Below are 20,133 nucleotides of genomic sequence, written 5' to 3'. Positions count from 1 at the left end.
GGATCATGCATTCTAAGGTTGGTGAGGTCAGAGAGGGCATCATTAGCGGCATACAGCCCTACGGTGCTTTTGTACAGCTGGATTCCGGGGAAAAGGGCTTGATCCATATTTCTGAAATATCAAAGGGATATGTGAAGGATGTCGCACAGTTTCTCCATGTCGGAGAAAGGGTTCGTGTTAAGATCCTGGACTATGATCCGCTTTTGAATCAATGCCGTCTTTCGTTAAAGGCATTACAATCCAACAGATCCCATCGTAAGAGTTCAAGAGAACCGAAGGTTCCTAAAATGGTGATTGGTTTTAAGACTCTGCAAGAGCATTTAGATGAATGGATTCAACAGCAGAATAAGGAGGAGCAGAATGTTGAAATTTAGTAGTGAGCATGCATTTTTACAAGAAGATATTATGGATTATCAGGCAGCTGTCAGCAAGTATCATGATCAGCTGATGAATAAGACAGGCTTAGGAAATGATTTTGTTGGCTGGGTAGAATGGCCAAACTGCTATGATAAGGAAGAATTTGCACGTATTTTAAAAGCGGCTGAAGATATTCGTAAAAAATGTGATGTATTTCTTGTTTGCGGTATAGGCGGTTCTTATTTAGGAGCAAGAGCCGTTATTGAAATGGTCAATGGCGTTTATAATGATGCGAAACCGGAAATCGTTTTTATCGGTAATACATTCTCTTCAACTTATGTTGCTCAGGTGCTGAAGCATATTGAAGGAAAAGAGGTTGTCTGCAACGTTATTTCAAAATCCGGTACAACGACAGAAACAAGTGTAGCTTTCCGTCTGATCAAGCAGTATATGACGAAAAAATATGGTGACAAGGTTCATGAATATATCTATGCAACGACAGATGCCCATAAAGGTACATTGAAGTCGATGGCAGATAAGGAAGGCTATGAAACTTTTGTCATTCCGGATGATATCGGAGGAAGATTTTCGGTCATCACACCGGTAGGTTTATTGCCGATTGCTGTTGCCGGCATCGACATTCAATCATTGATGGATGGCTGTGCACAAGCTTATAAGGATCTTGATACCGATGATTTAAGCAAAAATATTGCTTATCGTTATGCCGTTTGCCGCCGTATTCTTGAACATCAGGGAAAGGTTGCAGAGATGTTTGTATCCTATGAAACCCAGATGGCGATGGTTGCGGAATGGTGGAAGCAGCTGTTTGGTGAGAGTGAAGGAAAGAATGGTACAGGATTATTGCCTTGCTCAGTCAATTTCTCAACAGACCTTCATTCTATGGGTCAGTTCATTCAGGAAGGACGTAAATGTCTGTTTGAAACATTGATCAAGGTAGAAAAGCCAACACTGGATATTACTTTCCCAAGCGACAGCGAGAATTTAGATAATATGAATTATCTTGCCGGTAAATCACTGCATTGGATCAATCAGATGGCTTGCCTTGGAACATTGCAGGCCCATGTAGAAACAGGACATGTTCCAAATCTTGAGATTACCATTCCGGATATGAGTGCCCATACCTTTGGTTATATGGCTTATTTCTTCTTTAGAGCCATTGCCATGACGACTTATCTGAATGAACAAAATCCATTCAATCAGCCGGGCGTAGAAGTCTATAAGAAGAATATGTTCAAGCTTTTAGGAAAAGAATAAGTGAAAATGGGCGAAAGCCTAATTTATAAAAAAACTGTATGAGTGAATTTCTTATTCACTCATACAGTTTTTAAATATTCACTTATAAAATTTCTTCTAAAAGCTTTATATTCTTTCGAGCTTTCATAATTTTTTTATGACAGACTGTTTCTTTTAATACCTCTTCACTTTTATTTAAATATAGCATGGCATCTTTTGTTTTTTTATGATAATAAGATAATACCACAATATGTAAACAGGAGATTGTTGTGTTATACTTAGGATATAAGGAAAGCGAACAGACCTCGATGAACATCTTAAGGATCCTGGCAGACAATGGAATGGATTATGAGAAAAAGAACGATGCATTAAAGAAGTATGAGATCCAACTCAGGGGAGGACTGGCAGAGGAGGTAAGAAGCATGTGTAATTATGGTGCCTATGTGGAGAAAAAGTGTATGGAGAAAGGACTTCAGAAAGGTGTTTATACATCATTATGTTCACTAATGGAGAATCTGAAGATTGATCTGCATGAAGCGATGAAACTGTTGAATGTTCCTGAAAGTGAATATGATCATTACGCTGAAATGATGAAATCATGAAAAGCTGTGTATGACAGCTTTTATATGTATCATATATTTTATGGAAGATATAAATGATAAGGACAAGATCATATATCTTGCGAAATTTATTCACGAATAATTATGGAATTTATAGCTTTCAAAAAAGAAAAAACTCCGTGAAGGAGTTTTATGAGTTAACTGGCAGTCATTGATCTTTCAATTAGCCGGAAGATCGATTCACCATTGGAAATCCTCTTTTGGACCATTTTTGTACAGCAGTTATATTTATAAAATGTTTTTTGTGTATTTTTCACATTGCAATATACCTTCCAATGGCCGATAAGCTTACATTTACAGCTTTTATTCATGAAATGGATGACATCATAAAGCGGATAACCGAGAAAGAGTCCGATCTCATGTGGAAACTCATCTTCTAATAACCGTTTGCGCAGATGCTCCAATACTTTTGTCAAATCTTGATTTGGATAATGGAACGGTTTGAGAATATCCCAGACAAGCGGATTTGACAGGATATGAACAAGGCTTACAGATTCATAGATATAAAGCAGGACACTGCTTTTGTTTTCTTGCAGGATGCAGATTTGAATGCCATATTTTTTGAATTGCTGATTGAAATAGTGAAGACATTCTTCATAATCGGGGATGTCTTTTTTTTGAATTCTGAAAAGACTGGCTGTTTTCATGCCGATCAGTGTCGGAGCACTGTATAAAGCAAGCTTTTCTTGGAAAGTCAATGCACTTTCAGGCATAAATTAAAGCTTCTTTAAAAGATTGCCGATATTTTCGATGTCTTCATCTGTTCCGTCGTTTTCAACTTTATAAAGACATTCCACACCATACATTTCACTGATTTTATCACCAGCCTGACAATAGGCTTCACCATATCCTGTATCACCGCTGACAACGACACCCTTGAGATGTTCACTGTTGGCGGCAAGGAAGTCTTCAACTTCACTAGGAATATCACCATATCCATCCGTATAGGTAAAAAGTACGAAGTCCTCTGGACAGCTCTCATTGCCGGATTCGATCTTTGTGGCATCAATACCTAAACGGCTGACGATTGATTCAACATTACCTGTTCTTGAAGCGTATATAACTTTCATAATTTTCCTCCTTTAAATTAGTCTTAGCTAACTTTATCTTAAGAATATCATGGCAATATATTTGTGTCAAGATAAAAGTTAACCAAAGATAACTATACTGTATAAAACGCTCATGAAGGAAGAAATTAAATGAAATCGCTTGAAAAAAGCCGGGATGTGTGCTAATATATCCCTGTAAAGTAAACGAGTGGACGAGAGTCCACTTTCATTTTGTTAGAAAAGGAGAAAAGATGGATCAGGAAGCAAAAATCAGAGAAAGCATATTGCCATTGCTTGACGAAATGCATGTAAAACTTTATGACATGACATGGACGCATGAAGGTAAGCATAAGATTCTGCAGATTGCCATTGAAAGAGAAGATGGCAGCGTAGATGTCGATCTTTGTGCCAGTGTTGCCGAAGTGATCGGTGCTAAGCTGGATGAAATGGACATCATCAGCTTTGAATATATGCTGGAGGTATGTTCACCGGGTGCTGAGCGAAAGTTAAGAAATGTTCAGGAAATTGAAAATGCAGTGGGCAAGTATGTATATGCGAAATTCAAAAAGACGATCGGAAAACTGAATGAAGTTAAAGGAACCTTGGTCAGTGTCGAGGATAACTGCTGCTGTATTGAGTATATGGATAAGACGTTCAAAAGACAGATCAAAGTGGATATTGATGATTGTTCTCTGATCCGTCTTGCGGTAAAAATTTAGTAAACGAGGTAATTGAAAGATGAAACTAAAAGATTTAATGAAAGCGATGCAGGCGATCGAAGAGGATCGTTCGCTGAGTGTTGAAGTTGTAACATCTGCACTAAAAGAAGCTCTCACAAAAGCTTATCGTAAACATGTGGAAATGCCGGATGCTCTCGTTGAGGTAGAAGTCAATGAAAGTGATGGGGAAATCAAGGTTTTCCGCCAGAAGACGGTCGTGGAAAACGTTGAGGATGATGAATTTGAAATTTCTTTAGAGGATGCCAAGGCATTGAAAGAAGATGCTCAGATTGGGGATACGATTTCTACCAATGAGATCAATATTGCGGATTTTGGACGTGCAGCAGTCATATTAGCTAAAAATGTATTGCGTCAGAAAATCAAAGAAGCTGAAAAGCAGGCGGTTTATGATGAATATATCGATAAGTTGGAGGATATGGTCGTAGGTACGATTGAATCTGTGGAAGAAAAGTTCTGTGTAGTGAATATCGGTAAGACATTAGCGCTGATGCCAAGAGTGGCCCAGATTCCGGGAGAGGTATATAAGGAAGGTCAGCGTATCCGTGTCGTAATCAGTGAAGTCAATAAGGAAACCAAGGGTGCACAGGTGCTTGTCAGCCGAGCTGATGCAAATTTGGTTAGAAGACTTTTTGAGAAGGAAGTACCGGAAATCTATCAGGGAATCGTTGAAATCAAAGAGATTGCTCGTGAACCCGGTGAAAGATGTAAGATGGCCGTTTATTCTAAAAATGAAAATGTTGACCCTATCGGAGCTTGTATCGGACCAAGAGGCAGTCGTGTACAGGTTGTCATCGATGAGCTTCATGGTGAAAAGATCGATATTTTTGAATGGAGCGAGGATGTCAGCGAACTGATCAAAAATGCCCTTTCACCGGCACAGATCCTGGCAGTCATTCCGAATCCTGAGAAAAAAGGATTGCTGGTAGTTGTTGCTGATTCACAGTTGTCATTGGCAATCGGTAAAAAAGGTAAGAACGCACGTCTTGCAGTAAAACTGACAAACTCCAAGATCGATATCAAAGCTGAGAGCGAGGTTGAGGCGATGGGTATTGATTATCGCACAATCTATGCAAAACAGCAGGAAGAGCTGCAGGCTCGCTTAGCAGAAAAACGTGCTGCCGAACAGCAGAAATATTTTGAAGAGAGAAGAGCTACTGAAAATTCAGAAGAATTTGATGAGGAGCTTTTTGATGAAATTGAATATGATGATATCCATGAAGATGAGGCAGCTGATCGTGTCGCAGCAGAAGAAAAGAAAGATGATGTGCAGGAAGCTGTAAAAGAAGAGCCTGTCAAGGAAAGAGAAGAAACAGATCTTGAAAGAGCTGCTCGTATTGCGAAAGAGAAGAAAGCTAAGGAAGGTATCGATCTTGCCAGCAAGCAGGAATATGTATCTAAATTTGAATCTCTTGCCGGTGTAACGACAAAGCCTCAGGCACCTGCTCCTAAGAAAAAGAAGAATAAAGAAAAGAATGAAGAGGAAGAAAGCCTGCGTAAGCCAACTTTTGATTTGAAAAAGGATTACGAGATGAAGCCGATTTATTCTGAAGAAGAATTAGCGGAAATTGCGAAACGTGAAGCTGAAGAGAGGGAAAATGACTGGATCAATGATGACATCGACTTTGATGAATTCGATGAATATTACGATTAGGTGAATTATGAGAAAGATACCGATGCGTAAATGTGTTGTTACTCAGGAACAGCTTCCGAAAAAAGAATTGGTCCGGGTTGTCCGCACACCTGAGGGAAATGTAGTCATTGATCGTACAGGAAGAACAAATGGCCGGGGTGCTTATTTGAAAAAAGACCCGTCGATCATTGAACTGGCAAAGAAGAAGAAAGCACTGGCAAGAGCTTTAGAATGTGAAATTGATGACTCCTTATATGAAGAGCTGAAGGAGTTTATGAATGGATAAGATATATAATCTGATAGGTCTTGCGATGCGTGCCAGAAAAGTTATCAGCGGGGAAGAACTGATGGATGCGATCCGCAAAAAAAGAGTGTCACTTGTGATCGTTGCTGAGGATGCAAGTGAGAATACCAAAAAAAGATATTCGGATAAATGCAGCTTTTATGATGTCGATCTGATCATGATAGAAAGCTCTGAAAGGCTGAATCAGGCAATTGGAAAGTCAAATCGGATGGCTGTAGGAATATGTGATGAGGGATTTAAAAAAAGTATTATGAAATGCTGGAAAGGCTAGGTGATATTGATGGCAAAAGCCAACACAAACAAAAATAAGAAAAATCAGAAAAAGACTTTTACACCAAGAGAAAAAAGGGTGGAAGTGACTGAGATTACTTATTCATCTCCGATCACGGTAGGAGAATTAGCTGAAAAGCTTCACCGCAATTCAAGTGAACTGATCAAGGTATTATTCATGCTTGGAAATATGGTAACGATCAACTCACAGCTGGATGACGATACGGTAGAGCTGTTATGTATGGAATTTAACGTAAAAGTGACAAAAGAAGTCGTTGTCGATGAAAGCGATCTGGAAGAAGAGCTGAAGGAAAACGATGATGATGAGGCATCACTGGTTCCGCGTCCTCCGGTCGTTACGATCATGGGACATGTCGATCATGGTAAGACGACACTTTTGGATACGATCCGTAAATCAAGAGTTACAGCAGGTGAATTTGGTGGTATTACACAGCATATAGGTGCTTATCAGGTAAGCGTCAAAGGAAAGAAGATTACTTTTTTGGACACCCCGGGACATGAAGCTTTTACGGCCATGCGTGCCAGAGGTGCTCAGATTACTGATATCGTCGTCATTGTCGTAGCGGCTGATGACGGTGTCATGCCTCAGACCAAGGAAGCGATCGATCATGCCAAGGCAGCAGGAGCACCGATCATTATTGCGGTAAACAAGATCGATAAGCCGGATATCAATCTGGATCGTATCTATGGTGAGCTGGCAGATAATGGTGTCATGCCGGAAGAATGGGGCGGAAATACGATCTTCTGTAAGATTTCTGCTAAGTTTGGTACAGGTGTCAATGAGCTTTTGGAAAGTATCTTGACATTGGCTGAGGTTGAAGATTATCGTGCCAACCCTAATCGTTTGGCTACGGGTACCGTCATTGAGGCCAAGCTGGATAAGGGAAGAGGTCCTGTGGCAACGCTTTTAGTTCAAAAGGGAACACTGCATACGAGTGATATCGTTGTTGTTGGTAGTGCTTTAGGACGTGTACGTAAGATGGTGGATGATCACGGACGTGAAATCAAGAGTGCAGGTCCGTCCAGTCCGGTAGAAATTATCGGCTTGAATGATGTTCCGGAAGCCGGCGATGTCTTCAAGGTGTTTGAAAATGAAAAGAAAGCACGACATATCGCAGAAACACGCTTACAAAATAAGATCGATCATGATCGTAATGCGACAAGTGCTCTGACATTAGATGATTTGGCACGTCAGATTGAAGAAGGAAATATCCAGTCGATCAATGTCATCATCAAAGCTGATGTCCAGGGAAGTGCTGAAGCTGTCAAGGCTTCATTGGAAAAGCTTGAAGTTGAAGGTGTAAAGATCAATGTTATCCGTTCAACAGCGGGTGCTATTACAGAAAGCGATATTGATCTGGCAAATGCTTCCAATGCAATCGTCATCGGCTTTAATGTTCGTCCAAGTGCTAATGTAAGAAAGAAAGCAGAAGAAGTGAAGGTCGATATTCGTCTGCATAATATCATCTATAAGGTGATTGAAGAAATGGAAGCAGCAATGAAGGGAATGCTGGCACCGGTATATGAAGAAGTGATTATCGGACAGGCAGAGGTACGTCAAACATTCAAAGTCAGCAAGGTAGGAACCATTGCCGGATGTATGGTCACAGATGGCTGTATTCGTAAGGGATGTAAGGTACGTCTGATTCGTGATGGCATCGTGGTTTATGAAGGAAATTTAAATTCGCTGAAGCGATTCCAGAATGATGCCAAGGAAGTTACAAGCGGTTATGAATGTGGTTTGACGATTGAAAACTTTAATGATATCAAAGAAAAAGATATCATAGAAGCTTATGAAGACCAGCAGGTAGAGGTGGTCTAATGACTAAAAATGACAAGATGAATCATATTGTCCAAAAAGCAGTTTCTGAAATTATTCAGTTTGAGCTGAAAAATCCTAAGGTGGGTTTTATTACCATTACAGATGTTCAGGTTACAAATGATAATTCATATGCGAAGATATTTGTTTCATTCTTGGGCAAGGAAGAAAGAGCTGCAGCGGGTTTAAAGGCTTTGAATCAGTCAAAGGGCTTTATACGCAGTGCATTGGCAAAGCGTTTGACGATTCGTAAGACACCGGAGCTTATTTTTGAAATCGATCGTTCCCTGGAACGGGGAAATAAGATCGATAAGATTCTGAATGATTTGAAGCAGGTGTAAAATGAATCAGAATATAACGAATGTTCAAGAAAAAATTCTTCAAGGAAAAGGAATTACAAAAGAAGAAGTTCTTTCATGTCAGAATGCTGTCGGAAATGATGAAGATTTGTTTTATGTCTATTGGATCATGGCACGTTATTATTTAGATAGAAATCAAGAGGATGCCATGACCTACTGTATCTTGAAATGCTATGAGCTTAATGAAAGAAATCATTTTGATCTTCCTTTTAAAGTAAAAGATTTTATAGAAGCCAGAGGCAGCTTCATTGAAGATGCGATCGAAAAGACGCGTGTACGTCTGTTACCATTATCCGTTTTATTCGGAGTATTGGTACTGGTCTTATTTTGGATGATCATTGGTCAGGGAGAATTAGGTGGCTTTATCATTGGCTTTATCTTGATGAACCTTATCTCAATATTTTTCCAGACTTTTGGTTCGAGGAAAACATTTGATTCTTTTAAGAAGAAACAGTATGCGGCAGTATATAATTTTTTGGATGAGAATGATAAAGTATTTGCGGATGGGCATTAGCCTATCCGTTTTTTTTATTTCCACATACTTTAGTTTGAAAGGACAATGACAATGTACACAAGATATGTATTACGACTCGGAGATAAAGGAATTGCAGTAAACAAGATTCAGGCTTATTTAAATATGTTTGTTGATGCAGGTTATATCACGACAAGATTGACACCGGATGGTATATTCGGTCCAAGAACACAGACAGCTGTAAGAGAAATACAGTCGTATATGAGGATGAATCCGGATGGTGTGATTGGAAATGCCACATGGGATGGTATCTTTGAATTGTTGAAAAGATTAAATGTGATGACAAATATTCCGGTTGCCAGTGTTTCTTATTATTTATATTTAGGTGATTATGGTATAGCTGTATTTAAGATGCAGGAATATCTGAATGAATTTGCTGCTAAGAATCCTTGTTTAAAAAGTGTGAAGGTAGATGGCGAATATGGCAATGCAACACGTATGGCCGTTCAGCAGTATCAGTATCTTAAAGGATTACCGATTGATGGAGCTATTGGCAAGGCTACATGGGATGATATCGTTAATGAAAGAAATCAGCCGGCAACACCAGCAAATTAAATAAGATCTGAAAAAAAGCGATGCTCAAAACATCGCTTTTATTCGACCTTCATCATCCGATAACCAACGCCGATATGCGTTTGTATATATTGGGGTGAATCCGGTTTTGACTCGAGTTTTTTTCTTAAAGTAGCCATAAAGACACGTAAAGAGGTCACATCATTTTCCCAGCTGCTGCCCCATATCTTCTGTGTGATATATGTGTGTGTCAGCACCTTGCCTATATTTTTTGCCATCAGACATAAAAGCTTGTATTCAATAGGTGTCAGATGCAGTTCTTCATCATCAAGGTAGGCGCATCCTGCCGCAAAATCAATCTTAAGGTGACCATTGGTAAAGATGGCTTCATTCGCTGTTGAAGAAGCGTTGATGATGGCTAAACGACGCTGTGTAACTCGTAGTCTTGCCAGAAGTTCTTCTACTGAGAACGGTTTTGTGAGGTAGTCATCTGCTCCGGCATCGAGTGCTTCGATCTTATCACTGTCCTCGCTTCGGGCACTGATAACGATGATGGGCATATTTGACCAGCTGCGGATACGTTTGATAACTTCCACCCCATCTATATCCGGCAATCCCAAATCAAGGAGAACGATATCGGGATTATGTGAAGAAGCTTCCATGATCGCATTTTCTCCATCGTTAGCTATGATATATTTATAGTCATGTGTTTTTAGTGTTGTCGTAATCAGATTTCGTATAGGAGCATCATCTTCTACGACGAGTATCAGAGTTTTATTCATTGAAGGTCACCTCGCTTAATGGTAATGTAAATGTGAAAATACAGCCCTGCGGCTGATTGTCTGTCAGTGTGATTTCTCCGCCATGAGCATTGATGATGGATTTACATAAAGGAAGACCAAGACCAAGGCTGCGCAAGCTGTCGGCAATCTTGTTATTTCCGGTAAAGAACATTTCGAATACACGTTCTTTTAAATGATCATCAATACCATTGCCGTTATCTGCAATGCTGATGTATATCCACTGATTCTTTTTTTCTGCAGTGATTTTGATTTTTGAACCCTTTGGTGTATATTTGATGGCATTATCGACAATATTGATCACGACCTGCATGATAAGCTTTGCATCCATTTTTGCTAATAAAAGTTCATCTTTATATTCAACACAGATATCATGTTCGATGCTTTTGCGATTCAGATGCTTTAAGGCTTCATCAATCACCTCATCCACAAGCTGTATGGACATATTGAAATTCATTCGTCCTTCTTCAATACGGGTAACGGACAATAAATTTTCCACAAGACTGATAAGCCATTGAGAATCATCATAGATATCATTAAAGATCTGTTTTCTTGTTTCATCATCTAATTGATCATAGTTAGATAAAAGGTTGCTGGCATTACCGGAGATCGAAGTCAGCGGGGTCCGCAGATCATGGGAAATCGTACGTAAGAGATTCGCACGCAGCTGTTCGTTTTTCGCAAGTACCGCTGTCCTTTCTTTTTCTTTGGCAATCTGGCTGTTATCAAGGGCAAGCGCACATTCATCAAGGATTGAAAGAAGCAGATTGTTTTCAAATGAATCAAGAGGCTCATCTGTAATATGAATACCGATGACCCCATATACCTTGTGATTGATACGGATCGCTAAATAAAGACATTTCGCATCGCCGTAGATCGATGTCGTGGCACCGGCCCTTTTCTTATTCGTGAAGACCCATTCCGCAGCTTTTCTTTCTTGGCTTGAAAACAACGCTTCTGAGGAGGCTTCCGGCATCACACAGAACAGATATCCCTTTGCAAGCTTATCATTGACTTGCGGATAGGCAACGATATCACGATCCAGCAGTTTCATGAGCTGGCTGGCTGTGATATTAATGATATCATGCTCATCTTTTGCCTTTTGAAGCAGCTGGCTGGTATCAAATAAGATTTTTGTCCGAAACGCAGTCTGGGCAGACATCTTTGCATGATCCTTTAGCTTGGCCGCCAATGTTCCGGTAATGATGGAGGAGGCCAGCATGACGATGAATGTGACAGGATAACCTGAATCATAGGCATGAAAGGTAAGCTTAGGGTCAATGAGGAAAAAGTTAAACAGCATTACAGCAAGTATTGAGCTGATGACGCTGCAGAAATATCCTCTGGTAAATAAAGAAATCAGCAGGATACCAAGTATATAGACAGGGATCGTATTCGATTCAGTAAATCCAAAGCGTAAAAATAAAGAACCGATCAATGTGGCAATGCTTAAGATAAGAAAGGTGATTCCAAGGTCCTGCCAAGTGGGAATCAGCGGATGAGCAAAAGTCTTTTTGACCTTGTAGCGAGTATCCGTCGCTGAATCGGGTATGATATAGATATCCAGATTCGGAAGCATTTCTGTCAGTTTTTCACTTAAAGAAGGTTTGCTCCAGAAATGACGGCGCATAACGTTGCTGCGGCCGATCACGATCTTTGTGACACCGGAAATTTTCGCAAACTCGCTGATCTGGTAAGAAATATCTTCTCCGTATACCGTTGCGATATGGGCTTTTAGTTTCTGTGCCAGCTGAAGATGACCCTGAAGCCTTTTTTTATCTGTTTCGGACATCTTGTCGGCATATGATGTATGCACATAAAGAGCCGTAAAAGAGCCTTGAAAGGCCTTTGCCATCTTAGCGGCTGTACGTATGATCTTCGCATTGGAAGGTGAAGATGAAAGACATACAAGAATATGTTCCGCTTCTTTATTTTCATGATATATTGGCTGACTGTTCATTGCTTCCACCTCACATACAAACTAATTATATATCACAGATTCATAAAATAATCTACTATTCCATCATGAAAACCGGTAAGGTTTACTGCAAACAGGCAGACCTATGCCTGCCTGTTTGTTTTATATTTACGATTCGCTGACATTTTTCTGTTGTTCATAGCAGAAATCATGTCATCATGGTTGTCATAAAGAACGATTTTTGCGTTCTGGTGCTTTAATCGGAAGCGGCGTACTTCAGAAGTAATCTCTTCATCAGAAAGCTCATCCGTAAGCATCACAAAAGAAGGTTCCTTTTTTTCAGATTCTTTTTGGATGGATGAATGATTTTCATTTAAAAATATATCCAGCTTTCTTATTACAAAATATAAGAAAAGAAAGATTGCTGCCATCGTTAAAATCAATAAGGCTTCCTTCATATCTGCTCACCACCTTGAAAGGTATTGATTTTAAATATGGAAACACTTCTGCAATGCTTTATATTCACCAAGCACCAGCATTGTGACATTCTGTGTCAGGACAGTATCCGGAGTCACATTCATATTCATCTTACCATTTTCTTTTACAGCCATGATATTGATATTATATCGTTTACGGATATCAATCTGACCTACGCTTTTACCGATCCATGACTGAGGCGGTGTTACTTCAAAGATCGAATGGGTATCATCCAATTCAACATAATTAAGAAGATGATCGGAACTGTATCGGATGGCCGCCCATTTTGCTACCTGCTTTTCAGGATAAACGACTTCATCTGCACCGTTTCGTAACAAGAATTTTGCCTGCACATCACGTTCAGCACGGGATACGACCATTTTAGCGCCCATTTCTTTTAAAAGAGAAGTTGTTTCTAATGAGCTTTGAAAATCATTGGCAATGGCAACGATACATACATCATAATTACCGATACCTAATGATCTCAAAAAGTCTTCATTGGTACTGTCACCGATTTCTGCACTGGTAACAAAAGGAAGAATATCATTGATTCTTTCTTCATTGTGATCAACTGCCATTACCTCATGGCCTAATTCATTTAATTTTGTTGCAATATGTCTTCCAAATCTTCCAAGACCGATTAATAAAATAGATTTCATATCATTTTCTCCTCGTATAATATTTCGACAGTTATTTTCATCTGCTGTCAAGATGCTGTATCCTGAGTTAACATTAAAACAGAAATATTGTGCTGTCTTCTTTTATGATGTCTGATAATATAAAATTTTTTTATATGTTAAAGCCGTACTGTAACCAGGATACTTTGTTAATAAATCTTTTCAAAACAAATGTTTTGGATGATCCTCCATGTTTTAGATCATTTTTATGGTTTGGATCTTACAGCTAAGATGTTCCAGCGGTTTTAACCTACTGTTATCTTTCCTTGCGGCAATTTAGAAAGGTTTTTATTTGTAGTAGAAAGTGCCGCATAGATCAATGTCAAACCACCCACTCTGCCTATAAACATGAGAGCAATCAAAATGCTTTGAGATAAAACGCCAAGCTCGGGAGTAATGCCCAATGTCAAGCCTACCGTACCAATGGCAGAAGCTGTTTCATATAAGCATGTTCCTAAAGGAAGACCTTCAACAACGCTGATGATCAAGGCACCGATAAAAAACAATGTGATATACATCATGAAGATCGTAGCGGCATTTTTGACGATGCTGCCGTCAATGCGTCGTCCGAAGAAATGGGCATCTTCTTTTTTTCTGAAGATGGCAAATGCATTGGCCAGCATGACCGCAAAAGTCGTGGTTTTCATACCACCGGCAGTTGAACCGGGTGAACCGCCAATCAGCATGAGCACGATCATGATTCCTTGTGCAGCTGTGCTCATAGCCGCCAGATTCACCGTATTAAAGCCTGCAGTTCGAGGTGTTACCGATTGAAAGAAAGAGCTCAGAATACGTTCTTTGACCGGCAGATCCATAAATTCATTAAAATAAAAGAACAGAGCCGGCAATAGAATCAGCAAAGCTGTCGTAAGAAGGATTACCTTGCTTTGCATGCGATATCGCTTAATGTGGTATTTATTCACAGCGATATCTTCCCATGTAAGAAAACCTAAACCGCCAACTACAATCAAAAGCATGATCGCAATATTGATGGAAGGACTTCCCACATAATTTGTCAGTGACGGATAAAGCGATCCGGCTCTTCCTAAAATATCAAAGCCGGCGTTGCAGAAAGCTGATATCGAATGGAAGAAGGCCATCCAGATTCCCTTTAATCCATAATCCTGGCAAAAAGCCGGCATCATGATCAAAGCCCCTAATAATTCTATAATTAAAGTAGCTTTTAAAATAAAACCAGTCAGCCGGACGATACCTCCTACTTTTGGAGCAGCAATGGCCTCCTGCATCAGACTGCGTTGTTTCAGAGATATTTTTTTACCGGAAAGAAGGGTAAAGGCTAAAGCGATAGTTACGACTCCCAAACCACCGATCTGAATCAGTGCGATAATCACTCCTTGCCCAAAGGTCGACCAGTAGCTGCCGGTATCCTGGACGACAAGTCCGGTTACGCAAACAGCAGAGGTAGAAGTAAATAGCGCTTCATTGAAGGGTGTTATGACACCGCTTTGGGTGGATATCGGAAGCATGAGAAGCAATGCTCCCAGCAACACAACAGCTGCGAATCCAAGAATAATGATCTGAAATGAAGTCAGATATCTTTTTTTATGTGCCAGTTCACTCATATTGTCACTCCTTTGCACACTGTTATTATAGTGCCCTTTATTTTAAGAAAGTGTTAGGACATCGTGATTTGTATTAAGATTGTGTAAAGATAGCAATGATTTAAAATAACGAATGAAAAGATAGAAAATAATGAAAAATTAGGAAAGAAAATGTAATAGTGTAATAAAAATGTAAAACGCTATCCCAAAAAATGTAAAAATACATCTCAAAATGTAGAACATTTTATTTCATTGGTTTTATAATAAATAAAACACAATAATATGGATTTTATGAATTATTTGACGTTTTTTCATAAAATCTCATATTGTCTGATTTATCATTCGTGTTTTGAGATTGGGGAGGTGAAAAAAATAGGAGAAAGAATCTGATCAGTATGCATTTTTAGTAAGTATGTTTAGAAAGGAGAGTAGATAGACATGGATTTTTTTAAGAGCGTTCTTAAAAAAGGGGTTACGCTGGCAGCTGCATTTTTTATGGCTGTAGCTTTGGCACCTGTGAATGTATTTGCGGCAGATGGTGATGTACCGGAAGGTGCAGTGGCAAAAGTCGAAAGTAGTGGCGAATATTATGATACGTTACAAGAAGCATTGGATGCTGCCAAGGAAATTATGGTAGATGTCGATCATGAAAACCAGACCGTTACTTTAGTTGCCGATACGACAGAGTCTGTAAGTGTACCATGGGTCAAAACAAGAGATACAGCTAATGATTTCAATCTTACTGTTGATTTGGCCGGTCATACTGTTACTGGTAATGGCAGTGCTTCTGTATTTTCATTTAGCAATACTTCTAGCTATGGCGCCAGCTATCATATGAATGTAACAATTAATGACAGCAGTACCGAAAAGACGGGAACTGTTCGTGGTGGTGTTGCATCATCAGGTGGCGGTATTTACTTTAACGGTAAGAGTGGCGATACGCTGACGATCAATGGCGGAACTTTCACTGATAATACAGCAAGTACTGGCGGTGCTGTTTATTCATCTACAAGTACTGCAAGTGTAGTTGTAAATGGTGGTACTTTCACAGGAAACACAGCATCATCAGGTGGAGCTATTGCTAGTTTAAATTTGACAGTAAATGGTGGTGTAATTACTGGAAATAGTGCTGTGGGTTCTACTTCTACCACAGGCCGTGGTGGTGCAGTATATGTTTATACAACCGGAACAATCCATTTAACTGTAACAGGCGGTCAGATTTATGGCAATACAGCTGAAAATTATGGTGATGATATTGTATTTGCTTCTACAAAAGCTACTGGAGTTGCCAATTCTTCAATGCAGTTAATTGATGCGGCTTCTATGGGAGTAAAAGAAGTTTATGGTTGGTATGTTGACGGTTATAATGGAACAATTTCAGCCGGAGCAACAGCACGTTATTCTGATGATTCTATGACAGAATTTAAGGATTATGCTGACTATTCCGGTACTGAGGTTCGCGGTAATGTTCTTGCTTTAAAAGCTGCTTCCGGACCAACTCTTGCGGTAACTTATACAGATGGTGTAGAAGATGAGGTTCTATTTGAAGATCAGGTATATAATGTTCCTGAAGGATATGCGACGCCTGCTTTTGATGGAACACCATCACGTACAGGATATACGTTTGCAGGATGGACGCCTGAAGTTGCTTCTACGGTAACGGATAACGCAACTTATACGGCTGTTTGGAGTGCTAATGAATATACTTTGACATTGGATCCAGCAAATGGTGAAAAATCAGTAGATGTAGATGTAACATATGATGCAGCCGTAGGAAAACTGCCAACACCACTTCGTGAAGGTTATACATTTGAAGGCTGGTATGATGAAGATGGTAATGAAGTAACATCAGAAACTGTTTATCAATATACAGAGGATGTAACTCTGACAGCCAGATGGACAGCCAATGAATATACACTGACTTTAGATGCAGGAAATGGTGAGGATCCTGTTGAATTAACGGTTGTTTATGATGCAGCCGTAGGAACATTACCGACGCCAGAGCGTGAAGGCTATACGTTTGAAGGCTGGTATGATGAAGATGGCAATGAAGTAACATCAGAAACTGTTTATCAGTATGCAGATGATGTAACTTTGAGCGCCAAATGGAGTGCTGTTTCTAGTGAAACACCGGACGTTCCTGAAACACCTAGCACACCGACGACACCTGGCACAGATAAGGAAGAGAGTGGTTCTGTTACGACAGATACTCCGAATACAGGTGACAATGGAACATTATATGCAAGCATGATGCTTATGTTAATGTCTGTAGCCGGTTTAGCTATCCTTCTTGGTAAAAAAGTCAGAAAAGAAGTAAGATAAAATAAGAAAAAGATTGGATCAAGCCTTTTTGATAAAGGAAAATCCAATCTTTTTTTATATTCGATACAAATTACATTTTATATCCTTGCATTTTATTTTATTTAAAGAGCAAATTGATATATACTATAGCTGGGTGATGATCATGAAACATGTGAAGATGATGGTGCTGGAGCACTGTCCACACTGCCGCAAGGCATTTGAATATATTGACGAGCTCAAAGAAGAAAATATGCTTTATCGTAATATTGAGATCGAAGTCATTGATGAGGTCAAGGAAGAAGAAAAGACACAAGGCTATGATTATTGGTATGTGCCTACCTTTTTTGTCAACAATCAGAAAATCCATGAAGGTGTTCCAACAAAGGAAAGCATCCAGGCGGTATTAGAAGAGGCGATTTCGTGAGCGCTGTTTGTTTTAAAGAGATCTTACATAGTCACAACGGTTATGATATCCATATGATCGTAACCAAGCCTTTTCAGTCGGATAAAAATATCTGTGTCATTTTACTTCATGGCACATGTTCAGATATGAATGAAGTAGGGAATGCTTATGTTTACTTAAGCAGTCAGCTTGCAGATGCCGGCTATGCTTCGATTCGCTTTGATTTTATCGGCAGCGGCAGCAGTAAGGTGGATTATATCCATTATTCTTATAAAAGTGCCGTCAGTGACACACAGGAAGTCATTGAATATGCGAAAAAACTTGGCTACGATAAAATCTGTCTTTTAGGTTGGAGTCAGGGAGCAGCCATTGCTTTTTTAAGCGCAGATGAGAATATCAGTTCAACAGTAGTATTGGCTCCGGCAGTCGATATGCGGATTCTTTTTACAAAAAAGGATTATGAACAGGCGAAAATGAATGGCTTTGTCTGGTATGATCCGGGATTTAGATCACCTGTCCGTCTTTCTTTAGAGTGGTTTGAGGATGTGCTGAATACAGATGTTTTAGATATTTATTCCCAAAAGCATCTTCCGACGCTTGCCTTTCACGGCCTTAATGATTCAATCGTAGATCCTGATTGTTCACGGATGAGCGTGGATGCCAGCAATCATCCTTATTCAAGAGTTATTTATATGGATGAATGTGATCATATTTTCAATGTATTGAGTCATGGCTATGATTATTTAAAGATCATTAGCCGTGAAATGATACAATGGCTCAATGGCTTATATAATTAAGATGAAGATCATAAGCAGATCTTCATCTTTTTTTCAGTCATTTTGAATGATTTGTCCGTTTGATACATATTTATCCGGAATCAGCATTTTTATTTTTTTATCGGCAATTTCGATGATTGGATTATGCAACACCACTTCTTCTCCTTCAAGACAGACGGCTAAAGGCTTTTCCGCATATATCTCTACTTTTTTTGCTTTATAATAATGGACGATATCATTATGAGTACCATCTAAATGCTTGCCTTGTTCATAGATCTTCATGAGTTGTAGAATCTTTAAACGTGATACTTTTGGAATCAGGACAACTTCCATATAACCGTCTTGAATATTCGCATAGGGAGCCGCACAGTAACTTCCTCCGTAATAAGAAGCATTGGCACATACGACAAAAGAAAAACAGCTTTCTTTTTCTTCTATTCCGTCAACGATGATGCGCATATGATGGCGGAGGGAAGTAAAAAAAGAGTAGGCAAGAGATATCTGATAAGCTCCTTTTCCTTTCACAAAAGGAATACGTTTGAATTTATTGGCATTAAAGGCGATCATGGCATCAAGTCCGATATTGGCAATATTGATCGAATAATGATCATTTACTTTTATGACATCAACATCACATATCTGCCCATTCATCAGTTTTTTCAGATGCATGAAGTCTTTCTTAGCGTTTGGACCAAAAAATTTAATAAAATCATTCCCGGTACCGATCGGCAGATGTGCTAATACTACATTGTCATAGCCCATACAGCCATTTAACACATCGTTGAGCGTACCATCTCCTCCACAGGCATAAAGAATTACATTTTCTCCGCTTTGTGCATATTTTCGTGCAATTCTTTGGGTATCTTCCGGTGAAAGCGTCCTTTCGATACGGTAAGTTCCTTCGATTTCTTTATCCATGAACAGTTGATGTACTGTTTTGGAAATCATTTTTGTGGCATCGCTTTTTCCGGCTTTTGGATTAATAATAAATATATGTTGCATAAATCTACCTCGCTTTAATAGTATAACTGAAATATGGCAGGATAGGAAGTATTCAATTACAAATTTGTCATAAGTGTTTTAATGCAGCCATAATTCGCTATAATAATAACAGGAGGCGAGGTAGATGGATCAGGCATTATTATTTTGGATAGTTGCATGTGTATTATTCACACTACTTGAAGCCTTTACTCAACAATTCGTTTCAATCTGGTTTTTGAGCGGAAGCATCGGTGCTTTGATTTGTTCGCTTTTCGGAGCTGATGAAGAAACGCAGGGAATCGTATTTGTGATTCTTTCACTGCTGACGCTGATTGCTTTTCGACCGATGGTCAAACGACTGGTCAAGGGAGAAGCAGTACCGACGAATACAGATCTGAATGTCGGACAGATGGCGCTTGTAACTAAAGATTTTGATGAAAATTCACTGGAAGGACGAGTATTGGTCAATGATATGGACTGGGCAGCTAAAAGTCTGGATGGCAATGCTTATCATAAAGGTGAAAAGGTCATCGTAGAAAGAATTGAAGGAGTAAAATGTCTAGTAAGAAAGGCGTAGGAGATAGGTTATATGAAAATTGGAACATGGGTATTTGTAATTGCGATCTTAGTTTTTGCGATCATATTTGTAGCATGTCACGTAAGAATCGTGAATCAGAGCAAGAGCGTTGTCATTGAAAGGTTAGGTGCTTATTATAAGACATGGGGAACCGGTGTTCATTTTTTAGTACCGTTTATTGACCGTGTGGCAA

The 20,133-nt window shown here is 39.4% G+C and carries 23 protein-coding genes and 1 pseudogene; 16 read left to right on the top strand and 8 right to left on the bottom strand.

The genetic code is table 11. From position 1 onward, the window contains the following. Positions 1-5 precede the first annotated feature (5 nt). The 3 genes from Q0K35_RS09085 (at position 6) to Q0K35_RS09075 (ending at position 2,213) form a co-directional block, all read left to right on the top strand. Entirely contained in the window at positions 6-374 is a 369-nt protein-coding gene (locus Q0K35_RS09085; protein ID WP_294562435.1) for a CvfD/Ygs/GSP13 family RNA-binding post-transcriptional regulator, read from the top strand. Beyond that, entirely contained in the window at positions 361-1,632 is a 1,272-nt protein-coding gene (locus Q0K35_RS09080; protein ID WP_294562433.1) for a glucose-6-phosphate isomerase, read from the top strand. The genes Q0K35_RS09085 and Q0K35_RS09080 overlap by 14 nt, the downstream gene beginning before the upstream one ends. Before the next feature lie 248 nt (positions 1,633-1,880). Then, the gene (locus Q0K35_RS09075) at positions 1,881-2,213 is read left to right on the top strand and encodes a hypothetical protein (RefSeq protein WP_294562431.1); all 333 of its coding nucleotides are present in this window, start codon (positions 1,881-1,883) and stop codon (positions 2,211-2,213) included. 155 nt (positions 2,214-2,368) lie between these two features. Here the strand turns inward: Q0K35_RS09075 and Q0K35_RS09070 are convergent, their stop codons facing one another. Beyond that, positions 2,369-2,944 (bottom strand): DUF3793 family protein, encoded by a 576-nt coding sequence (locus tag Q0K35_RS09070; RefSeq protein ID WP_294562429.1) that lies wholly within the window; start codon positions 2,942-2,944, stop codon positions 2,369-2,371. Positions 2,945-2,947: 3 nt separating this feature from the next. Next, a complete protein-coding gene (nrdI, locus tag Q0K35_RS09065; RefSeq protein ID WP_294562427.1) occupies positions 2,948-3,301 on the bottom strand; it encodes a class Ib ribonucleoside-diphosphate reductase assembly flavoprotein NrdI in 354 nt (117 codons plus the stop codon). Between the two features lie 230 nt (positions 3,302-3,531). On the opposite strand from nrdI, the gene Q0K35_RS09060 reads away from it, so the two are divergent. From Q0K35_RS09060 to Q0K35_RS09025, 8 genes are read left to right on the top strand one after another with little or no spacing between them, the layout of a single operon-like run. Beyond that, positions 3,532-3,999, top strand: coding sequence for a ribosome maturation factor RimP (locus Q0K35_RS09060; RefSeq protein ID WP_294562419.1), 468 nt, complete (start codon positions 3,532-3,534; stop codon positions 3,997-3,999). 19 nt (positions 4,000-4,018) lie between these two features. Continuing rightward, positions 4,019-5,671: a transcription termination factor NusA gene (gene nusA, locus Q0K35_RS09055; protein WP_294562417.1), complete on the top strand. Its 1,653-nt coding sequence runs from the start codon at positions 4,019-4,021 to the stop codon at positions 5,669-5,671. Positions 5,672-5,678: 7 nt separating this feature from the next. Beyond that, entirely contained in the window at positions 5,679-5,936 is a 258-nt protein-coding gene (locus Q0K35_RS09050; RefSeq protein WP_294562415.1) for a YlxR family protein, read from the top strand. Further along, positions 5,929-6,225, top strand: coding sequence for a ribosomal L7Ae/L30e/S12e/Gadd45 family protein (locus Q0K35_RS09045; RefSeq protein WP_294562413.1), 297 nt, complete (start codon positions 5,929-5,931; stop codon positions 6,223-6,225). The genes Q0K35_RS09050 and Q0K35_RS09045 overlap by 8 nt, the downstream gene beginning before the upstream one ends. A 9-nt stretch (positions 6,226-6,234) precedes the next feature. After that, complete coding sequence (gene infB / locus Q0K35_RS09040) at positions 6,235-8,067, top strand: translation initiation factor IF-2 (RefSeq protein WP_294562411.1); 1,833 nt, start codon at positions 6,235-6,237, stop codon at positions 8,065-8,067. Further along, positions 8,067-8,405: a 30S ribosome-binding factor RbfA gene (gene rbfA / locus Q0K35_RS09035; protein ID WP_294562409.1), complete on the top strand. Its 339-nt coding sequence runs from the start codon at positions 8,067-8,069 to the stop codon at positions 8,403-8,405. Before infB ends, rbfA begins: the two co-directional genes overlap by 1 nt. Position 8,406: 1 nt before the next feature. Beyond that, positions 8,407-8,937, top strand: a complete 531-nt coding sequence (locus tag Q0K35_RS09030) for a hypothetical protein (RefSeq protein WP_294562407.1) — start codon at positions 8,407-8,409, stop codon at positions 8,935-8,937. Positions 8,938-8,988: 51 nt separating this feature from the next. Next, a complete protein-coding gene (locus tag Q0K35_RS09025) occupies positions 8,989-9,510 on the top strand; it encodes a peptidoglycan-binding protein (protein ID WP_294562405.1) in 522 nt (173 codons plus the stop codon). Positions 9,511-9,548: 38 nt separating this feature from the next. On the opposite strand, the gene Q0K35_RS09020 is transcribed toward Q0K35_RS09025, so the two are convergent. From Q0K35_RS09020 to Q0K35_RS09000, 5 genes are all read right to left on the bottom strand, one after another. Then, the gene (locus Q0K35_RS09020) at positions 9,549-10,250 is read right to left on the bottom strand and encodes a response regulator transcription factor (protein WP_294562403.1); all 702 of its coding nucleotides are present in this window, start codon (positions 10,248-10,250) and stop codon (positions 9,549-9,551) included. After that, the gene (locus Q0K35_RS09015; RefSeq protein WP_294562400.1) at positions 10,243-12,228 is read right to left on the bottom strand and encodes an ATP-binding protein; all 1,986 of its coding nucleotides are present in this window, start codon (positions 12,226-12,228) and stop codon (positions 10,243-10,245) included. The genes Q0K35_RS09020 and Q0K35_RS09015 overlap by 8 nt, the downstream gene beginning before the upstream one ends. Positions 12,229-12,329: 101 nt before the next feature. Then, positions 12,330-12,644, bottom strand: a complete 315-nt coding sequence (locus Q0K35_RS09010) for a hypothetical protein (protein ID WP_294562399.1) — start codon at positions 12,642-12,644, stop codon at positions 12,330-12,332. Positions 12,645-12,674: 30 nt separating this feature from the next. Continuing rightward, positions 12,675-13,322 (bottom strand): TrkA family potassium uptake protein, encoded by a 648-nt coding sequence (locus tag Q0K35_RS09005; protein WP_294562397.1) that lies wholly within the window; start codon positions 13,320-13,322, stop codon positions 12,675-12,677. Between the two features lie 263 nt (positions 13,323-13,585). Beyond that, positions 13,586-14,923 (bottom strand): potassium transporter TrkG, encoded by a 1,338-nt coding sequence (locus Q0K35_RS09000; RefSeq protein ID WP_294562395.1) that lies wholly within the window; start codon positions 14,921-14,923, stop codon positions 13,586-13,588. Positions 14,924-15,340: 417 nt separating this feature from the next. Here Q0K35_RS09000 and Q0K35_RS08995 point away from each other — a divergent pair, with 417 nt between their 5' ends. The 3 genes from Q0K35_RS08995 to Q0K35_RS08985 all read left to right on the top strand — a co-directional run bounded on the left by Q0K35_RS08995 (position 15,341) and on the right by Q0K35_RS08985 (position 18,403). Next, the gene (locus Q0K35_RS08995; RefSeq protein WP_294562394.1) at positions 15,341-17,224 is read left to right on the top strand and encodes an InlB B-repeat-containing protein; all 1,884 of its coding nucleotides are present in this window, start codon (positions 15,341-15,343) and stop codon (positions 17,222-17,224) included. A gap of 142 nt (positions 17,225-17,366) precedes the next feature. Then, positions 17,367-17,627: a thioredoxin family protein gene (locus Q0K35_RS08990; protein WP_294562393.1), complete on the top strand. Its 261-nt coding sequence runs from the start codon at positions 17,367-17,369 to the stop codon at positions 17,625-17,627. Then, entirely contained in the window at positions 17,624-18,403 is a 780-nt protein-coding gene (locus Q0K35_RS08985) for an alpha/beta fold hydrolase (protein WP_294562392.1), read from the top strand. Before Q0K35_RS08990 ends, Q0K35_RS08985 begins: the two co-directional genes overlap by 4 nt. Positions 18,404-18,436: 33 nt before the next feature. On the opposite strand, the gene Q0K35_RS08980 is transcribed toward Q0K35_RS08985, so the two are convergent. Next, the gene (locus Q0K35_RS08980) at positions 18,437-19,384 is read right to left on the bottom strand and encodes a YegS/Rv2252/BmrU family lipid kinase (protein WP_294562390.1); all 948 of its coding nucleotides are present in this window, start codon (positions 19,382-19,384) and stop codon (positions 18,437-18,439) included. A 124-nt stretch (positions 19,385-19,508) separates the two neighbouring features. Here Q0K35_RS08980 and Q0K35_RS08975 point away from each other — a divergent pair, with 124 nt between their 5' ends. Together Q0K35_RS08975 and Q0K35_RS08970 are read left to right on the top strand one after the other, a co-directional pair. Then, a complete protein-coding gene (locus Q0K35_RS08975; RefSeq protein WP_294562387.1) occupies positions 19,509-19,940 on the top strand; it encodes an NfeD family protein in 432 nt (143 codons plus the stop codon). 12 nt (positions 19,941-19,952) lie between these two features. Then, positions 19,953-20,133 (top strand): annotated as a pseudogene (locus tag Q0K35_RS08970) (peptidase); the annotation flags it as partial.

Source organism: uncultured Traorella sp. (genome assembly GCF_944327115.1).
In the GTDB taxonomy this organism is placed as follows: Bacteria; Bacillota_I; Bacilli_A; order Erysipelotrichales; family Erysipelotrichaceae; genus Traorella.
Note: the sequence above shows the minus strand (reverse complement) of the source record. Positions and strands in the feature narration are given on the sequence as shown.

What these genes read in the sequence shown, in the direction of transcription:
- Q0K35_RS09025 (WP_294562405.1), top strand. Translation starts at nt 8,989, where the DNA reads ATGTACACAAGATATGTATTACGACTCGGAGATAAAGGAATTGCAGTA.
- nrdI (WP_294562427.1), bottom strand. Translation starts at nt 3,301, where the DNA reads ATGAAAGTTATATACGCTTCAAGAACAGGTAATGTTGAATCAATCGTC.
- Q0K35_RS08980 (WP_294562390.1), bottom strand. Translation starts at nt 19,384, where the DNA reads ATGCAACATATATTTATTATTAATCCAAAAGCCGGAAAAAGCGATGCC.
- Q0K35_RS09005 (WP_294562397.1), bottom strand. Translation starts at nt 13,322, where the DNA reads ATGAAATCTATTTTATTAATCGGTCTTGGAAGATTTGGAAGACATATT.
- Q0K35_RS09010 (WP_294562399.1), bottom strand. Translation starts at nt 12,644, where the DNA reads ATGAAGGAAGCCTTATTGATTTTAACGATGGCAGCAATCTTTCTTTTC.
- Q0K35_RS09045 (WP_294562413.1), top strand. Translation starts at nt 5,929, where the DNA reads ATGGATAAGATATATAATCTGATAGGTCTTGCGATGCGTGCCAGAAAA.
- Q0K35_RS09060 (WP_294562419.1), top strand. Translation starts at nt 3,532, where the DNA reads ATGGATCAGGAAGCAAAAATCAGAGAAAGCATATTGCCATTGCTTGAC.
- Q0K35_RS09000 (WP_294562395.1), bottom strand. Translation starts at nt 14,923, where the DNA reads ATGAGTGAACTGGCACATAAAAAAAGATATCTGACTTCATTTCAGATC.
- Q0K35_RS09080 (WP_294562433.1), top strand. Translation starts at nt 361, where the DNA reads ATGTTGAAATTTAGTAGTGAGCATGCATTTTTACAAGAAGATATTATG.
- Q0K35_RS08995 (WP_294562394.1), top strand. Translation starts at nt 15,341, where the DNA reads ATGGATTTTTTTAAGAGCGTTCTTAAAAAAGGGGTTACGCTGGCAGCT.
- Q0K35_RS08975 (WP_294562387.1), top strand. Translation starts at nt 19,509, where the DNA reads ATGGATCAGGCATTATTATTTTGGATAGTTGCATGTGTATTATTCACA.
- Q0K35_RS09020 (WP_294562403.1), bottom strand. Translation starts at nt 10,250, where the DNA reads ATGAATAAAACTCTGATACTCGTCGTAGAAGATGATGCTCCTATACGA.
- nusA (WP_294562417.1), top strand. Translation starts at nt 4,019, where the DNA reads ATGAAACTAAAAGATTTAATGAAAGCGATGCAGGCGATCGAAGAGGAT.
- Q0K35_RS09030 (WP_294562407.1), top strand. Translation starts at nt 8,407, where the DNA reads ATGAATCAGAATATAACGAATGTTCAAGAAAAAATTCTTCAAGGAAAA.
- Q0K35_RS09015 (WP_294562400.1), bottom strand. Translation starts at nt 12,228, where the DNA reads ATGAACAGTCAGCCAATATATCATGAAAATAAAGAAGCGGAACATATT.
- Q0K35_RS08990 (WP_294562393.1), top strand. Translation starts at nt 17,367, where the DNA reads ATGAAACATGTGAAGATGATGGTGCTGGAGCACTGTCCACACTGCCGC.
- Q0K35_RS09050 (WP_294562415.1), top strand. Translation starts at nt 5,679, where the DNA reads ATGAGAAAGATACCGATGCGTAAATGTGTTGTTACTCAGGAACAGCTT.
- Q0K35_RS09070 (WP_294562429.1), bottom strand. Translation starts at nt 2,944, where the DNA reads ATGCCTGAAAGTGCATTGACTTTCCAAGAAAAGCTTGCTTTATACAGT.
- rbfA (WP_294562409.1), top strand. Translation starts at nt 8,067, where the DNA reads ATGACTAAAAATGACAAGATGAATCATATTGTCCAAAAAGCAGTTTCT.
- Q0K35_RS09085 (WP_294562435.1), top strand. Translation starts at nt 6, where the DNA reads ATGCATTCTAAGGTTGGTGAGGTCAGAGAGGGCATCATTAGCGGCATA.
- infB (WP_294562411.1), top strand. Translation starts at nt 6,235, where the DNA reads ATGGCAAAAGCCAACACAAACAAAAATAAGAAAAATCAGAAAAAGACT.